The following is a 16170-nucleotide window of genomic DNA, read 5'->3' as shown; positions in this document are numbered from 1 at the left end:
AGCTGGGACATTAGGGCTAACCTCAAATGCTCCAGCTATAGCGCTTCAGGCTAAATTAATCAAATGCGACTCATTTCGTGTCTACAATTGCCCTGGGTGGAAGTCCTGCGCCCAGGCATCCAGCCGCCCCTCGGCGATGGCGGTGCGCATCTCCCCCATGAGCCACTGGTAGTAACGCAGGTTGTGGATGGTGGCCAGACGGCTGGCCAGGATCTCGTTGCACTTGTCCAGGTGCTTGAGATAGGCCCGGGAATAATGACGGCAGGCGTAGCAATCGCATTCCGGGTCGATGGGCCGGGTATCGTCCCGGAAGCGGGCGTTGCGGATGCGCATCACCCCATCCCGGGTGTAGAGGAAGCCGTTGCGGGCGTTGCGGGTGGGGATGACGCAGTCGAACATGTCCACCCCCCGGCGCACCGCCTCCACCAAGTCCTCGGGCCGGCCCACCCCCATGAGGTAACGGGGGCGATCGGTGGGCATGTGGGGCATCAGTGCATCCAGCACCTGGTGGCGTTCCGCCTCCGGCTCCCCCACGGAAAGCCCGCCGATGGCATAGCCGTCGAAGCCGATGGCCTGCAGCCCCTCCAGGGAACGGCGCCGCAGATGCGGGTACATCCCCCCCTGGACGATGCCGAACAGGGCCGCCGGGTTTGCGCCGTGCCCTTCCCGGGAGCGGGCCGCCCAGCGCAGGGAGAGCTCCATGGAGCGCCGCGCCACCTCCTCCGTGGCGGGATAGGGGGTGCACTCGTCGAAGATCATGACGATGTCCGACCCCAGGGCGCGCTGCACCTCCATGGAACGCTCCGGGGTGAGCAGGATGGGGGCGCCATCCACCGGGGAACGGAAGCGCACGCCCTCCTCGCTGATCTTGCGCAGATCCGCCAGGGAAAACACCTGAAAGCCCCCGGAATCGGTGAGAATCGGGCGCTCCCAGTGCATGAACCCGTGCAGGTCCCCGTGGCGCTGGATCACCTCCGTGCCCGGGCGCAACATGAGATGAAAGGTGTTGCCCAGGATGATCTCGGCCCCCAGGCCCTCCAGCTCCTCCGGGGTCATGGCCTTGACGCTGCCGTAGGTGCCCACGGGCATGAAGGCGGGGGTCTCCACGCTGCCCCGGTCGAAGATCAGGCGGCCCCGGCGGGCGGCCCCGTCCCTCCCCAACAGTTCAAATCGCATGGCCGCGGGCCTGTGCGCAGGGGGTGAGGAACATGGCGTCACCGTAGCTGAAGAAGCGGTAGCCCTGGTCCACGGCATGTGCATAGGCCGACAGCACCGCCTCCCGGCCCGCGAAGGCGCAGACCAGCATGAGCAGGGTGGACTCGGGCAGGTGGAAATTGGTGAGCAGGGCATCCACGACGCGAAAGCGGTACCCCGGCGTGATGAACAGGCGGGTATCCCCCTGGAACGGGGCCAGGGAGCCGCCGGCGGCGGCGGTCTCCAGGCAGCGCACGCTGGTGGTGCCCACCGCCACCACCCGGCCGCCCCGGGCGCGGCAGGCGGCCACCCGCTCACAGGCCTCGGCATCCACCTGCACCCATTCGGCATGCATGACGTGGTCCTTCGGGTCCTGCACCCGCACCGGCTGGAAGGTCCCCGCCCCCACGTGCAGGGTCACCGAGGCCGTCTCCACCCCCCGCTCCTGCAGCGCCTGCAGCAGGGCCTCGTCGAAATGCAGCCCGGCGGTGGGGGCGGCCACGGCACCGGGGGCGCGGGCGAAGACCGTCTGGTAACGCCGGCGGTCCTCCGGGGTGTCCTGCCGCCGGATATAGGGCGGCAGGGGCATATGGCCGTGGCGCTCCAGCTGCTCCAGGACCTCCCCACCCTCAAAGCGCAGGCAGAACAGGTCCCCCTCGCGCCCCTCCACCACGGCCTCCACGGCCTCTTCCAGCCACAGCCGGGCGCCTTCCCGGGGGGCCTTGCTGGCGCGCACATGGGCCAGGGCCCGCTGCGGCCCCTGCAGGCGCTCCAGCAGCACCTCCACCCGGCCGCCCGAGGGGATCTTGTGCCCCGTAAGACGGGCCGGGATCACCCGCGTGTCGTTGAACACCAGCAGGTCGCCAGGGTGCAGCAACTGGGGCAGGTCCCGCACATGGCGGTCCGCCAGACTGGCATCGGCACCATCCAGACACAGCATGCGGGCGGCGCTGCGCTCGGGCAGCGGGGCCTGGGCGATGCGCTCCGGCGGGAGGGTGTAGGTGAAGTCGCTCACTTGCATGGCGCGCGATGGTAGCAGGATCGGGTGCGGGGGGCGAACAGGCGACCCTGGAACGCGCCGGGATATGAATTTGTATGTGATGCAGCAGAAGGGCTATACTGGCGTATTGCATCACGCCGGGATGGCGGAACTGGTAGACGCGCCGGACTCAAAATCCGGTTCTGGCAACAGAGTGCGAGTTCGATTCTCGCTCCCGGCACCACACCATCCAGAGACATCCTCGACAGGCGGCACACCGTGGAACAGACGGGCCCTTTAGCATGGCCCGGCAAGGCGCGGTCCACCGCTTCGGGATCCCATGCGGATCCGCTTCCCACAGCGGGAAGCCCCGCCCTTGCATTGCGTTCCACAGGAAGACCCCATTGAATCCGACCGATACCACCCCCGCCTTCGCGGCGCTGGGCCTCCCGGCCCCTGTCCTCCAGGCCCTGGAAGAATCCGGCTACGAGGCCCCCACCCCCATCCAGGCCCAGGCCATCCCCGCCCTGCTGGCGGGTAACGACCTGCTGGGACAGGCGCAGACGGGCACCGGGAAGACCGCGGCCTTCGCCCTGCCCCTGCTGGCCCGCCTGGATCCCGAGGTGAACGCCCCCCAGATCCTGGCCCTGGCCCCCACCCGGGAACTGGCCATTCAGGTGGCGGAGGCCTTCGAGACCTTCGCCCGGCACCTGCCCGACTTCCATGTCCTGCCCATCTATGGCGGCCAGGCCTACAACGTGCAACTGCGCCAGCTCAAGCGCGGGGCCCAGGTGGTGGTGGGCACCCCGGGGCGCATCATGGACCATATGCGCCGCGGCACCCTGCGCCTGGACGCCCTCAAGGCCCTGGTGCTGGACGAGGCGGACGAGATGCTGCGCATGGGCTTTATCGACGACGTGCAGTGGATCCTGGAGCAGACCCCGGACACCTGCCAGCGGGCCCTGTTCTCCGCCACCATGCCCGACGCCATCCGCCGCGTGGCCCATAAGCACCTGAACGCCCCGCAGGAGGTGCGCATCGCCGCCGCCACCACCACCGCCGCCACCATCCGCCAGCGCTACTGGCGGGTGGGCGGCCTGCACAAACTGGACGCCCTCACCCGGCTGCTGGAGCACGAAGAATTCGATGCCATGCTGGTGTTCGTGCGCACCAAGAACGAGACGGTGGAACTGGCGGAGAAGCTGGCGGCCCGGGGCCATGCCTGCGAGGCCCTCAACGGCGACATCCCCCAGCACCTGCGGGAGCGCACCGTGGACCGGTTGCGCCAGGGCCAGATCGACATCCTGGTGGCCACCGACGTGGTGGCCCGGGGGCTGGACGTGGAACGCATCAGCCACGTGCTCAACTATGACATCCCCCACGACACCGAGTCCTACGTGCACCGCATCGGCCGCACCGGCCGCGCCGGGCGCCAGGGGGAGGCCATCCTGTTCGTGGCGTCGCGGGAGCAGCGCATGCTCCAGGCCATCGAACGGGCCACGCGCCAGCCCATCGAGGCCATGGACATGCCCTCGGCCGGGGACGTGAACCAGCGCCGCATCCAGCGCTTCTGCCGTCGCATCGACGACACCCTCGCCGGCACGGACCTGAGCTTCTTCCGGGAGCTGGTGGAGCGCTACACCCGGGAAAACGACGCCGATCCCCTGCAGGTGGCCGCCGCCCTGGCCCATCTGGCCCAGGGGGACACCCCCCTGCTGCTGCAGGAACGCCCGGTGGTGCAGGAAAAACCCCAGCGCCGGGAACGCAACCGGGACGGCAAGGGCCCCCGGGCCGGCCGTGAAGGGCCCCGCCGCCGCCTGCAGGTGGACGAAGGCATGCAGCGCTTCCGCGTGGACGTGGGCCACCAGCATGGGCTCAAGCCCGGCAACCTGGTGGGGGCCATCGCCAACGAGGCGGGTCTGGACAACGGCCACATCGGCCGCATCGACATCAGCGACGACCACGCCACCGTGGACCTGCCGGCGCAGATCCCCCCGGCCTTGGTGGACCACCTGAAATCGGTTTGGGTCTGCGGCCAGCGCCTGGGCCTGCGGCCGGTCCATGGCGGCGCCCCGGCCCGGGAACACGCCCCGCGCCGCCCCCGCGGCGGCGGCCGCCACGAGGGATCCCGGCGCCAGTCCCGGCGCTAAGCCCTCCCCGGGCCGGTCACCGGCCCGGAATCCGCTGTATAAGAATGCCCCCGCAAGGGGGCATTTTCGTAGGCTGCTGCCCCTCAAGCGAGCTTGGGGCGCAGCGCATATCACGGATCCTTTAGAAGGATGAAATGAATCCGGGCGAGGTATGGATGATGTAGAACGCGACCACCCCAATGAGGGTAGCCATACCCGGATCTCGCCGTAGCCACATCGCGCCACCTGCAGCAATCACTCCCCCCGTGGACGCCAACAAGTCCGATGGACTTTCGGATTGTATGAACATGGGCAGGATGACCGCCATCGCCATGGCCGCGAGCAAACACGGACCCAGACGGTCGAGCCAAAAGGATCGCGTCCTCTCTTCGCCCCTTGAACCAACCCAGAACAAAGGCAAGACGCGCGTGACATAGGTTGCAACACCGATGACCAGGATACTGATCCAGAGCGCAGTCATTGGGCTCTCCGATCGGGGATCAAGGCAGGCAGGGCCCCCACCAGGATCGCGAGTTCGGGACGACCAAGGAAGACCATGCATGCCGAGAGCCCCGCGGCGAGCAGCATCCGCCCAAGGATCGACCGCCTTGCGGTGGACCAGACCAGCCCTACAAAGAGCGCAGGGAGGGCGAAATCGAGCGCCTCCCGGAGGCCGGGGAAATGGTCTTGAAGGATATCTCCAAGCGCATTGCCAAGTGCGGTCCCGATGATCCAGACCCCAAGCGCCGTGAAGGCCAGCCCAACGAGCCATCTGGAAGGCAAGGCGTGGGCGCGGGCCTCATATGCCGTCAGGGTGGTTGCGAACACCTCGTCCGTCAGACCGTAGGCGAACATCATCAGGCCCGCCGGTGAGGCCTTGAGCCGCCCTGCCAGCGCCGCTCCATAGAGGAGATGCCTGAGGCTCGCGGCGACCGCCAATAGGGTCAGGACAATGACCGAGGCTTCCGAGGCGATCCCGCTCAGCAGGAGCGCCTGGTTTGCACCCGAGAACATGATGGCGGACCACAGCGCACTTTCCAGAACCGAAAAGTCCAGTCGCGAGGAGGCCGCCCCCAGCGCAAAGGCCACCGGCAGGTAGGCGGCTGCAATTGGCATGGCGGCCCGTACCCCTGCGCGCAGACCGAGCCCGGCACTCATACCGCCTCCAGGACCAGAAGGTGCGTCCCGGCATCCTCCAGGCCGTCCCCATCGGTGGCATAGATCCTGTGGTGATAGCTGATCTCAAACCCGTTGGCCCGGGCAAGGGCCTTGAACCGGGCCGCATGGGTCTTCTGCTCGACCTCGTAGTCGAACCCGGCGAACAGCGCCTGGAGCTCCAGAAGGTGAAAGCGGGAGAATACCGCCAGGGGATGGGATGGCTGCCTCGGCCGATCGATCTCCATGACCTCCTCATAGAGATCTCGGATCCTGCGCATGGCTGCATCGCCCCGCTGGGAATAGGCCATACCCAGCGCCTCGGGCAGGGCTTGAGCCAAACGCTCCGCGATCTGGATATCGCCCTTGTGCGCCTCCTTCGGCACCTCCACCAACGTGTCCAGGATATACCAAAGGTGATGGCGGATCAGGGCGGCCTGACGTTGCTCCCGATCAGAAAATGCACAGATCATCTCGTCGGCCACCAGGAGTCGACCGTCATCCCGCATATGATCCCGTATCGCGGCAAGGAAGGCAGACGTATCCATGTGGTGGGATGCACCCACCGATACGGCGACCTCGAACCCTGGATCGACCGGATCCATCTCCGTGATCGAGGTTTTCCGGATCTCAACTGCAGGATCCCTGGCGAACCGCCTTGTTAGATGGCGGAACGCGACCTCACTGGGATCGACCGCCAGCGCCTGCAGATCCGGGCGCAATTCGCGAAGCATCGCCAAGGGAAGCCCCGGGCCCGTTCCGACTTCCAGGATCCTGAGCCCTTCCGTCCCGGGTAGATGACCTGCAAGTGTAAGCATCTGACGGGCATAGGCGGGGTGAACCAGTTCAAAGGCCTCGTAGGCATCGACATCGATCCTGGCTTCAAAAAGGCGTTGTGCGCCAACGCCATCCGACCCCGGGCACTGCTCCATGGTGCCCACGCCCAGCGGCACGGTGGGCCTGCCGTGCCTCGTAAGCACTTCCGCAGCCAGGGCCGATTCCATCAGGGAAGAGGTCTCAAGCACAACATGCTGAATGCGCTCCAGATCGCACGCCCCGGAACGCGCAGTGGCAAGCCCTGCAAGCTTCCGGCATCGATCCGCCAGGGTTCCTTGCAGAGACCCGACCGCCGCAGGAAGGCGGGTCATCTGCGGCGCACGGTAGAGCGATAGGACTCCCGGGTTGCCTTCTGTGAGGACGAAGCGGCGCACGGTGGGGCTAGGCGGGAGGTTCGCGACCTTACTGCGCAGCTCAGATACCCCCTTGTCGTGGGGCATCTGCGCCGGGAGGTGGAACCTCTTGGTATCGATGCCGACCCCGTTCTGCACCTCGATCGCGGCGCGATCCATCAGCGAATAGACTTCCCCCCAGTCGGCCTGGGTCCGGGGCCAATTCAACTCCTGATCGGACCGAGCCCCATGGTCCAGACGGGGATAGACCACCGTCACAATGGCGCGTGTGCGCATGCGTCCGGCGGAGTAGATATGCGGCACATCCGCCGTGAAGGAAACGGATTGCCCGGACGCAAGCAGGCTGGGACCTTCCGTGGGCCCCGTCAGCAACTCCCCGGAAAGAACGACCACGTGTTCCTGGACCCCCGCGACATGGGGCCGGGCGTTTCGGGTGGCCCCGGCCGGGAATTCCAGGAGATAGGCCTCGACGATCTTCGGGCTTGTTTGTCGGTCGATGAGCCGGACACTGGCACCGTCTTCATCCAGTACACATTCGTCCCGGCTGTCGCCGATCAGGGTGCCAAAATCCACGCCAAGTGCGTCCGCAAGGTTCCAAAGCGTCTGCACACGCGGATTATCCGCCCCGTTTTCGAGCGCGGAGATGGATGCGCGGCTGACGGAACTGAGCTCAGCAAGCCCCTCCAGCGTCAATCCCCGGCGCTGTCGAATGGCCGCCACATTCTGGCCGATACACCGCGCCCGGTTACGGTTTGCCTCCACCATAACCGACCCCTCCTGGACCGATCTTCTTGTAAAGAAGAAATTCCATAATACTGGAAATTCACGGCACTGCAAAGGCCCTACAAGGGGCATTTTCGTGGGCTGCTGCCCCTGCCCGGACCGGTCCCGATCCATCAACCGGATTTGGGCTGTCACATAAAAAAAATCTTGTTTGCAGATCCCCGCCCAGGCCGTATAAGGCGTGCTGAATCCACACTGTGCGAGGAGATCCAGAACATGCCCCCCACCCCCGAGATCCTCGTGAGCGATGAGGAAGATCCCCGTGAGGACTGGAAGGAGTTGACGCCGGCGGGACGGACATCGGCGCGGCGCTCCCTGGAATGGCTCATGGAGCGCAGGGCGCTGCAGCGGCGTCTGCAGGATACCTTCGACGAGCCGGGCGCCGTCTGGAACGACCCGGACTGGGAACGGTCCTGGCGCTGACCCTCAGCGGGCCATCTGCACCAGCAAAGACACCCGCCGGTTGCGGGCCCGCCCCTCCTCGGTGGCGTTGTCCGCCACCGGGCGGGTGTCCGCCAGACCCACCGCCTCCAGACGCTGCGCAGGCAGCCCCTGCCGGATCAGATAGCGCACCACCACCGTGGCCCGGTGGGCAGAGAGCTCCCAGTTGGAAGGGAAGCGCTCCGTGATGATGGGGCGGTTGTCGGTGTGCCCCTCCACGGTGATCCGCTCCACATCCGAACGCAGCATGGGGACCAGGGCATCCAGCAGCCGGGTCCCCTCGGGTCGCAGTTCGGCGCGGCCGCTGGGGAAGAGGATCCCCTCGTTCAGCCGCAACTCCACCTCCCCCGGGGTGTTGAGGATCTCCACCTGGTCCGACAGCCCGGTATCCGCGAGGGAGGCGTCCACCCGGCGCGCGAGACGGGCGGCGCTGTCGGGGGCCACCGGATCCACCAGCGGGGGAACGGGTTCGGGGCGATGCTCGTAGCCCAGTTCCACGGAAAAGGGATCCACCAGTTCCCGCTGCCGGGTCTCCTCGTTCACCGTGGAGTAGGCCAGCAACAGGACGAAGAAGACGACGATGAGGGTGAGCAGGTCCAGGTAGGTGAGCAGCCAGGCGTTCTCATCCTCCTTGGGCGGCTCCTGGGCGAATTCGAAGGCCCGGGTGCGCCGGCGCAGGGGCTCTCCCGGCCGTTCCGGCGGGGCGCCGCCGGCCCCGTAGCGGGAGGACACCGGGGCCTTGCCCGTGGTGTCCTCCATGCGCCAGCCGGCCCAGCGTTCAGGCATCGCGGCGGCCTTCGGGTTCCGTGGTGGCCGCCTCGCCATCCTCTGCGGGCAGGGGCGCTGCGGCCCGCAGGTCATCCTTGTGCTGGGCCATGAAGGCCCGCAGGGTCTCGCGGATATGGGCCGGCGATCGACCCTTGCGCATCAGGGTGACCCCCTGGCGCACCATGTTCATGAGGATCATGCGCTCCTCGGTGCGCCTCTCCAGCTTGATGGCGATGGGCCGGAAGATCAGGTTGGCCAGGATCAGCCCGTAGAAGGTGGTGATCAGGGCCACGCCCAGGTTGGCGGCGATGGTGACGAAATCGTCGGTCTGGGTGGCCAGCAGCATGTTGATCAGCCCCACCAGGGTCCCCAGCATGCCAAAGGCGGGGGCATACAGGGCCATGGAGCGGAACACCTGGGCCTCGGCGTTCTCCCGGCGCCGCAGTTGCACCATGCGCCACTGCAGGAAATCGTCGATGTCCTCCAGGGGGGTGCCATCGATCACCAATTGCACCCCGGCCCGCAGGAAGGGGTTGCGGATGGCCTCGATGCGATCGTCCGCCGCCGCCAGCTCCCCGCTGAACCAGAGCCGGGAGACCTCCACGATCTCGTTGAGGTCGTCCCGGTAGAAATAGTGCTCGTTGCGCAGCACCAGCCAGAAGACCTTAAAGACCCGCAGCACCTCGTTGAGGGGATAGCTCATCAGGGTGGCCGCCAGGGTCCCCCCGAGCACGATCCCCAGGCCCGGCAGGTTGAGGAAGGCCCCCAGGTCCTGGGAGGTGAAGGCGATGATGCTCACCAGGAGCACCACCCCGCCGATCATGCCCAATAGCGTCGAGGGATTCATGCCCACCGAGTGTACCCGCACGAATCCGTACGGGCCACCTCAGGCGCCGCCGATGAGCCCCAGGAAGGCCGCCTCGTCCAGCACCGGCACCCCCAGGGCCTCGGCCTTGTCCCGCTTGGAGCCGGCGGCCTCCCCGGCGATGACCGCCGTGGTCTTCTTGGAGACGCTGCCGGAGACCCGCGCCCCCAGGTCCCGCAGGCGCGCGGCCGCCTGCTCCCGGGTCATGGCCTGCAGCGTGCCGGTGAGCACATAGGTACACCCCTCCAGGGGGCGTTCCGGGGCCGCGGCGCCCTGCCCCTCCCCGGCAGGGGCCTCCTCCCAGTGCACCCCGGCCTCCCGCAGGCGCTGGATCACCTCCCGGTTATGGGGCTGGGCGAAGAAGGCGGCCACATGGGCCGCCACCTTGGGACCCACATCCGGCACCTCCATGAGGGCGGCCTCGTCGGCCGCCATGAGATCCTCCAGTCGGCCGAAACGGGCCGCCAGGGCCCGGGCCGTGGCCTCCCCCACCTCGCGGATCCCCAGGGCGAAGATGAAGCGGGCCAGGGTGGTGTGCCGGCTCTTGTCCAGGGCGGCCACCAGGTTGGCGGCGGACTTCTCCCCCATGCGCTCCAGCCCCGCCAGGGTGGCGGCGTCCAGGCGGTACAGATCGTCCACGTGGGATACCAGGCCCCGGTCCACCAGTTGCTCCACCAGCTTGTCCCCCAGACCGTCGATATCCATGGCGCGGCGGGAGGCGAAGTGCTTGATGGCCTCGCGCCGCTGGGCCGGGCAGTACAGGCCGCCGGAGCAGCGGGCCACCGCCTCGCCTTGCGGGCGCACGATGGCGGAACCGCACACCGGGCACACCTCGGGCAGGGTGATCTCCCGGGCATCGGGGGGGCGGCGATCCCGCACCACCCCCACCACCTCGGGGATCACATCCCCGGCCCGGCGCACGATGACCGTGTCTCCGGTGCGCACGTCCTTGCGCCGGATCTCGTCCATGTTGTGCAGGGTGGCGCTGCTCACGGTGACCCCGCCCACGAACACCGGTTCCAGCCGGGCCACGGGGGTGACGGCGCCGGTGCGGCCCACCTGGAACTCCACGTCCCGCAGCACGGTGGTCTGCTCCTGGGCCGGATACTTGTGGGCGATGGCCCAGCGGGGGGCCCGGGAGACCTGGCCCAGTTCCCGCTGCAGGCGCAGGTCGTCCACCTTGTAGACGACACCGTCGATCTCGTAGGGCAGGTCGCCGCGGGCCTCCTGCATGCGCCGGTAGTAGGCCAGACAGCCCTCAACGCCGGGGACCACATCCCGCTGCGGACAGACCCGCAGCCCCCATTCGGCCAGGCACTCCAGGGTCCCGCTCTGGGTGGCGGCCAGGGGTTCCCCCTCCAGGAAACCCACGCCATAGGCAAAGAAGGACAAGGGGCGTCGGGCGGTGATACGGGGGTCCAGCTGCCGCAGGCTGCCGGCGGCGGCATTGCGCGGGTTGACGAAGACCTTTTCCCCCCGCGCCCGGGCACGGGCATTGAGCGCCTCGAAGCGGGCCTTCTCCATGTACACCTCGCCGCGCACCTCCATGCGCCGGGGATGGCCCCCGCCCCGAAGGTGCAGGGGGATGGACCGCAGGGTGCGGATGTTGGCGGTGATGTCCTCCCCGGTGGTGCCGTCCCCGCGGGTGGCCCCCCGCACCAGGCGGCCCCCCTCGTAGAGCAGGCTCACCGCCAGGCCATCCAGTTTCGGCTCCACTGCGTAGGTGATGGCATCGTCCCGGTCCAGACGCTGGCGGATGCGCTGGTCGAAGGCCCGCACCTCCGCTTCGTCGAAGGCATTGTCCAGGGAGAGCATGCGCTGCAGGTGGCGCGCCGGCTCGAACCCCTCCAGGGGCTGCCCGCCCACGCGCTGGGTGGGGGAGTCGGGGGTCACCAGCTCCGGATGCGCCGCCTCCAGCGCCTGCAGCTCCCGCAGCAGGGCGTCGTATTCGGCGTCCGGGATCTCCGGATCGTCCAGCACGTAGTAACGGTAATCGTGATGGTCCAGCTGCCGTCGCAGCCACGCGGCCCGTTGGCGGGCCGACTCGGGGGCGGATGGGGAGGTCATGGATTGCAGGGTCGGGTGGGGTTCAGATCAGGCCCGCCCGCAGGGCCCACTGGCGCACCTCCTCGCGGGTGTGCTGCCGGCCCTGGGGGGTCAGGGTGCTGCGGGAGGCGTCCAGTACCCGGCCGCCGAGACGCTCGGCGAGACGGTCGGCGCAGGTGAGCATGGCCTCGAAGCTCTCCACGGGGTTGCAGGGCCCGGGCAGGCGCAGGAACAGGGAGACGCCGGGGGTGGTGAATGCGTGCATCTGTTCCGGGTCGAAGGTGCCGGGTTTGACCATATTGGCCAGGCTGAACAGGGTGTGCTCCCGCTGGCCGTCGGAGAGCTTCAGGTGGTAGATGTCCATGTCCCCGAAGCGCATGCCCAGCTCCTCCAGGACCGCCTCCAGATCCACCCCCAGGAACACCTCCCCCTCCGGTGCCTGCACGTGCAGCACCAGGATCTTCTCCTCCTCCTGGGGGGCCGCGCTGAGGGTGGATGTTCCGGAGGCCTTCGTCTGCGCAGGCCCCGCTGCCTTGCCCCTGGCCGGACGCCGCCATGGGGGGCGAGGAAGGGACAGGGACGCCAGCCAATGGCGGATCCCGGCCGCCAGGCCACGGCGCGGTGGGGGGGAGGCCTTGCGCTTGCCGTGGCCTTCCTCCGGGCGCGGCGTGAGCCGGCGCACGGTGGGGACCTCCTTGGCCTCCTCGTTCACCAGGGCCTGCAGGCCCTCCAGGTCCCCCGCAAAATCCCCACCGGGTTCGGTCACCGGCGCCTCCTCCTCGGGATCGATGCGGGGGGCGTCGGCGTAGGGATCGTCGGCACGGATGTGCACCTGCTCCAAATCATCATGCTCCATGGGATCTTCCTGGGGGCGGCGGGGACGGCGGGTGGCGCGCATGCGCCCGGCCAGGTAGATGCCGGCCAGGATCACGATCCCCAGTATGAGCAGAATCCAACGCAGCGTATCCATAGCGATGCCCTTTGCGAGTCTTTGACCTTAGCAAGGTCCCGGCGGCCGGGGCCAGCCCTATTCCGAGGCCATCTGCGCGGCCTCCTCCACGTCCACCGACACCAGGCGCGACACACCGGGCTCGCGCATGGTGACCCCCACCAACTGATCGGCCAGCTCCATGGTGGCCTTGTTGTGGGTGATAAAGATGAACTGGACGCGCGCGGACATCTCCCGCACCAGATCGCAGAAGCGCCCCACGTTGGCCTCGTCCAGCGGGGCGTCCACCTCGTCCAGCATGCAGAACGGGGCCGGATTGAGCTCGAAGATGGCGAACACCAGGGCCACCGCCGTCAGCGCCTTCTCCCCGCCGGACATGAGGTGGATGGTGGACAGGCGCTTGCCCGGCGGGCGCGCCATCACCGCCACGCCGGTGGTGAGCAGGTCCTCGCCGGTCATCTCCAGATGGGCCTGACCACCGCCGAACAGCCGCGGGAAGGTCTCCTTGAGCCGCTGATTGACCCGCTCGAAGGTCTCGCGAAAGCGCGACCGGGTCTCCCGGTCGATGCGCTGGATGGCCCCCTCCAGGGTCCCCAGGGCCTCCTCCAGATCGGCATGCTGCTGGTACAGGTACTGCTTGCGCTCCTCCTGCTGGCGGTACTCATCGATGGCCGCCAGGTTGATGGCCCCCAGGCGCTGGATGCGCTGCGCCAGGCGCTCCGCCCGCTCCTGCCAGGCCTTCGCCTCCGCGGCGGGGTCCAGGGATTCCAGCAGGGCCTCCGGCTGATGGCCGGTCTCCAGCAGCTGCTCCAGGCTCGTCTGCCGGCGCACCTTCACCTCCTGCCAGGCCATGCGCAGCTCATCCAGTCGGCCGCGCAGGGATTCGCACTCCCGCTCGGCGGCGAGCCGGTCCTGGTCGGCGGTGCGCATGCCCGCCTCCAGTTCCTGCACCCGGGCCCGCGCCTGGGAGAGTTCGTCCTCCAGGTCCGCCCGTTGCGCCACCAGGTGCTCCAGGGTCTCCTCCAACCCGGCGATGGGGGCCTCGGCTTCTTCCAGGGCGGCGCACAAGGACTCCCGCTGGCGCTGCATCTGGGCGGCCTGGGTGCGCATGCGTTCCAGGCCCTGGCGGGTGGCATCGCGGGAGGCGGTGACGGACTGCAGGCGCAGGGCCGTGCGCTGCACGGCGTCGCTGCGGGAACGGGCCTCGGCGCGGGCAGTATCCAGATCCCGCCGCAGGGTGTCACGGCTCTCCTCCAGCTCCCGGCGCTCCCGTTCCAGTTCCTCCATGCGCGCCAGGGCCTCGTTGCGCCGGCGCGTGGCCTGCTGCAGGGCCTCGGCGTCCCGCTCCCGCTGCGCGCGCACCTCCGCCTGTTCCTCCTCGATGCGCCGGCGGCGCTGCACCGCCTGTTCCAGGCGGTCGCGGCGGCTGCCGAGGCGGGCGCGCACCTCGGAGGTGGCGCGCTGGGCCCGGTTCAGGGACTCCTGCAGGGCGTCGCGGTCGTTCTCCTGCGCCTGCAGGGCCTCCCGCTCCGCCTCCAGCGCCTGTTCCCGGGTCTCCACCGTCACCTGCAGGGCCTCCAGTGCCTCCCGCAGACTGCGGATCTCCCGTTCCCGCTCCAGCAGGCCGGCGCGGGGGTCCTCTTCCCGGGAGACCCGCAGCCAGCCCCGTCCCAGCCACAGCCCGTCCGGGGTGATCACCGATTCCCCCGGGCCCAGGCGCGGGCGCAGGGACAGGGCCGCCTCCAGGTCGGGGGCGGTGTACACCCCGTGCAGCAGCCCCCCCAGGGGGCGCTCCCCCTGGACCCGTTGCGCCAGGGTGGGTGCGCCGATCCCGCCCGAGTCCCCGTCCGCCCCGTGGGCGGCGACGGTCTCCACGGCGGCGAGGCTGGCCGCCTCCAGCTGCAGGGCGGCCCGGGCCACGGGGCTCAGGTCCTCCACGCACAGGGCCTCCAGATGGGGGCCGAGGACCGTCTCCACGGCCTTCTCCCAGCCCGCATCCGTCTGCAACCCCTCCCCCAGACGCGGGCTGTCCTCCAGGCCGTGGTGGGCCAGCCAGCCGGACAGGGCCTGACCGTCCTTGCCCAGGGCCGCCTGCTGCAGGGCCTCCAGGGAGGCCAGGCGCCCGCCCCGGGTCTGCAGGTCCCGGCGCTGCGCCTCCAGCTCCGAGGCCTGGGCGCGCACCTGCTCGCGCCGCGTGCGCAAGACCTCCACGGTCTCCTGCAGGCGGCGGTTCAGGTCCTCCTCCGTGGCCCGGGCCCCTTCCAGTTCCTCGTCCAGGGTCTCCAGTTCCGCCTCCAGGGCCTCGGTGGAGAGCCCGGCGCGTTCCTCTTCCAGGCGCTGGGCGCGGGTGTCCAGACGGGTGATCTGACCCTCCAGCTGCTCCATGCGGGAGCGTTCCACCTGGGCCTGCTGGCCGGGTTCGGCGGCGCGGCGGTTGAAGTCGTCCCAGCGGGCCTGCCATTCCCCCATGGCCTCTTCCGCCGCCTCCAGGCGCTCGTTCAAGGTCTCCAGGGCCTCGCTCCCGGCCTCGTGCTCCGGCTCCAGGGTCTCCAGTTCCTGCTCCAGGGCCACCAGGCGCTCCTCGTCGGCCTGGATGTGGCCCTGGGTCTCCTCCAGGGCGGTGCGGGTCTGTTCCAGTTCCCGGGTCTGGCGCTGGTGCAACTCCTTCTGATGGCGGATGGACTGCTCGGTGCCGGAGAGGTCGGCCCCCAGGCGGTAGTAGCGGCCCTGGACGTCGTTGAGGGTCTCGTTGGCCCGGTGCAGGGCCTCCCGGTCCCGTTCCAGGTCCGCCTCCAGACGCCGCTGGCGGGCGACGGCCTCCTCCAGGCGCACCTCCTGGGCCTTGAGCTCCTCTTGCCGCCGCCCCATCTCGGCGTCCAGGTCCCGCAGGTGCAGCGCGGCCAGTTCGGCCCGCACCTGCCGTTCCTCCTCCTTGAGGGCCTTGTAGCGCTCGGCGGTCTCCGCCTGGCGCCGCAGATGGCCCAGTTGCCGCTCCACCTCGTCGCGCAGGTCCTGCAGGCGCTCCAGGTTCTCGCGGGTGTGGCGGATGCGGTTCTCCGTCTCCCGGCGGCGCTCCTTGTACTTGGAGATGCCGGCGGCCTCCTCCAGGTAGACCCGCAACTCCTCGGGCTTGGCCTCGATGAGGCGGGAGATCATGCCCTGCTCGATGATGGCGTAGCTGCGCGGGCCCAGGCCCGTGCCCAGGAAGATGTCGGTGATGTCCCGGCGGCGGCAGCGGGTACCGTTGAGGAAATACTGGGACTGGCCGTCCCGGGTGACGCGGCGGCGCACGGCGATCTCGGCGTAGCAGGCGTACTCCCCGCCCAGGCCGCCGTCACTGTTGTCGAAGACCAGTTCGATGGAGGCCTGGCCCACGGGCTGGCGGGAGGAAGAGCCGTTGAAGATGACATCCTCCATGGAGTCGCCCCGCAGGTACTTGGCGGAGGACTCCCCCATGACCCAGCGCACGGCGTCGATGGTGTTGGACTTGCCGCAGCCGTTGGGCCCGACGATCCCCACGAGATTGCTCGGGAATGGGATCGTGGTAGGATCCACGAAGGATTTGAAGCCGGCGAGTTTGATCTTGCTCAGGCGCATCGGATCCCTTCTGACAAGACACGGGCCCGGGGCACGCTCCCGGGTCCACGGTCCACATACGAAACCTCTGTCCG

12 protein-coding genes and 1 tRNA gene are annotated in these 16170 nt (G+C 68.9%); 3 read left to right on the top strand and 10 right to left on the bottom strand.

What is annotated here, in order from left to right; all coding sequences use genetic code 11:
* Positions 1 to 81: 81 nt before the first annotated feature.
* Both tgt and queA read right to left on the bottom strand, forming a co-directional pair.
* Positions 82 to 1176, bottom strand: coding sequence for a tRNA guanosine(34) transglycosylase Tgt (gene tgt / locus BM214_RS11610; protein ID WP_090487408.1), 1095 nt, complete (start codon positions 1174 to 1176; stop codon positions 82 to 84).
* Entirely contained in the window at positions 1166 to 2215 is a 1050-nt protein-coding gene (queA, locus tag BM214_RS11605; RefSeq protein WP_090487404.1) for a tRNA preQ1(34) S-adenosylmethionine ribosyltransferase-isomerase QueA, read from the bottom strand. The genes tgt and queA overlap by 11 nt, the downstream gene beginning before the upstream one ends.
* Positions 2216 to 2330: 115 nt before the next feature.
* Here queA and BM214_RS11600 point away from each other — a divergent pair.
* Positions 2331 to 2417: transfer RNA gene (locus tag BM214_RS11600), tRNA-Leu, on the top strand.
* Between the two features lie 160 nt (positions 2418 to 2577).
* On the top strand, positions 2578 to 4323 hold the full coding sequence (locus tag BM214_RS11595) for a DEAD/DEAH box helicase (protein ID WP_244887993.1): 1746 nt from the start codon (positions 2578 to 2580) through the stop codon (positions 4321 to 4323).
* Between the two features lie 121 nt (positions 4324 to 4444).
* Here BM214_RS11595 and BM214_RS11590 read toward each other — a convergent pair whose 3' ends face one another.
* The 3 genes from BM214_RS11590 to BM214_RS11580 are packed head-to-tail and all read right to left on the bottom strand — an operon-like array spanning position 4445 to position 7412.
* On the bottom strand, positions 4445 to 4783 hold the full coding sequence (locus BM214_RS11590) for an AzlD domain-containing protein (protein WP_090487398.1): 339 nt from the start codon (positions 4781 to 4783) through the stop codon (positions 4445 to 4447).
* The gene (locus tag BM214_RS11585; RefSeq protein ID WP_090487395.1) at positions 4780 to 5460 is read right to left on the bottom strand and encodes an AzlC family ABC transporter permease; all 681 of its coding nucleotides are present in this window, start codon (positions 5458 to 5460) and stop codon (positions 4780 to 4782) included. Before BM214_RS11585 ends, BM214_RS11590 begins: the two co-directional genes overlap by 4 nt.
* Positions 5457 to 7412: a helix-turn-helix domain-containing protein gene (locus BM214_RS11580; protein WP_090487393.1), complete on the bottom strand. Its 1956-nt coding sequence runs from the start codon at positions 7410 to 7412 to the stop codon at positions 5457 to 5459. Before BM214_RS11580 ends, BM214_RS11585 begins: the two co-directional genes overlap by 4 nt.
* A 234-nt stretch (positions 7413 to 7646) precedes the next feature.
* On the opposite strand from BM214_RS11580, the gene BM214_RS11575 reads away from it, so the two are divergent.
* Complete coding sequence (locus BM214_RS11575; RefSeq protein WP_090487390.1) at positions 7647 to 7853, top strand: PA3496 family putative envelope integrity protein; 207 nt, start codon at positions 7647 to 7649, stop codon at positions 7851 to 7853.
* 3 nt (positions 7854 to 7856) lie between these two features.
* On the opposite strand, the gene BM214_RS11570 is transcribed toward BM214_RS11575, so the two are convergent.
* The 5 genes from BM214_RS11570 to smc are packed head-to-tail and all read right to left on the bottom strand — an operon-like array spanning position 7857 to position 16096.
* Complete coding sequence (locus BM214_RS11570) at positions 7857 to 8657, bottom strand: OmpA/MotB family protein (RefSeq protein ID WP_177217666.1); 801 nt, start codon at positions 8655 to 8657, stop codon at positions 7857 to 7859.
* A complete protein-coding gene (locus BM214_RS11565; protein ID WP_090487385.1) occupies positions 8650 to 9486 on the bottom strand; it encodes a motility protein A in 837 nt (278 codons plus the stop codon). Before BM214_RS11565 ends, BM214_RS11570 begins: the two co-directional genes overlap by 8 nt.
* Before the next feature lie 39 nt (positions 9487 to 9525).
* On the bottom strand, positions 9526 to 11571 hold the full coding sequence (ligA, locus tag BM214_RS11560) for an NAD-dependent DNA ligase LigA (RefSeq protein WP_090487382.1): 2046 nt from the start codon (positions 11569 to 11571) through the stop codon (positions 9526 to 9528).
* A gap of 22 nt (positions 11572 to 11593) precedes the next feature.
* A complete protein-coding gene (zipA, locus tag BM214_RS11555) occupies positions 11594 to 12520 on the bottom strand; it encodes a cell division protein ZipA (RefSeq protein ID WP_090487379.1) in 927 nt (308 codons plus the stop codon).
* 57 nt (positions 12521 to 12577) lie between these two features.
* Positions 12578 to 16096, bottom strand: a complete 3519-nt coding sequence (gene smc / locus BM214_RS11550) for a chromosome segregation protein SMC (protein WP_090487376.1) — start codon at positions 16094 to 16096, stop codon at positions 12578 to 12580.
* Between the last annotated feature and the right edge of the window lie 74 nt (positions 16097 to 16170).

It is taken from the genome of Ectothiorhodospira mobilis (assembly GCF_900114895.1).
Classification (GTDB): domain Bacteria; phylum Pseudomonadota; class Gammaproteobacteria; order Ectothiorhodospirales; family Ectothiorhodospiraceae; genus Ectothiorhodospira; species Ectothiorhodospira mobilis_A.
This window is presented reverse-complemented; position numbering and strand designations above follow the sequence as displayed.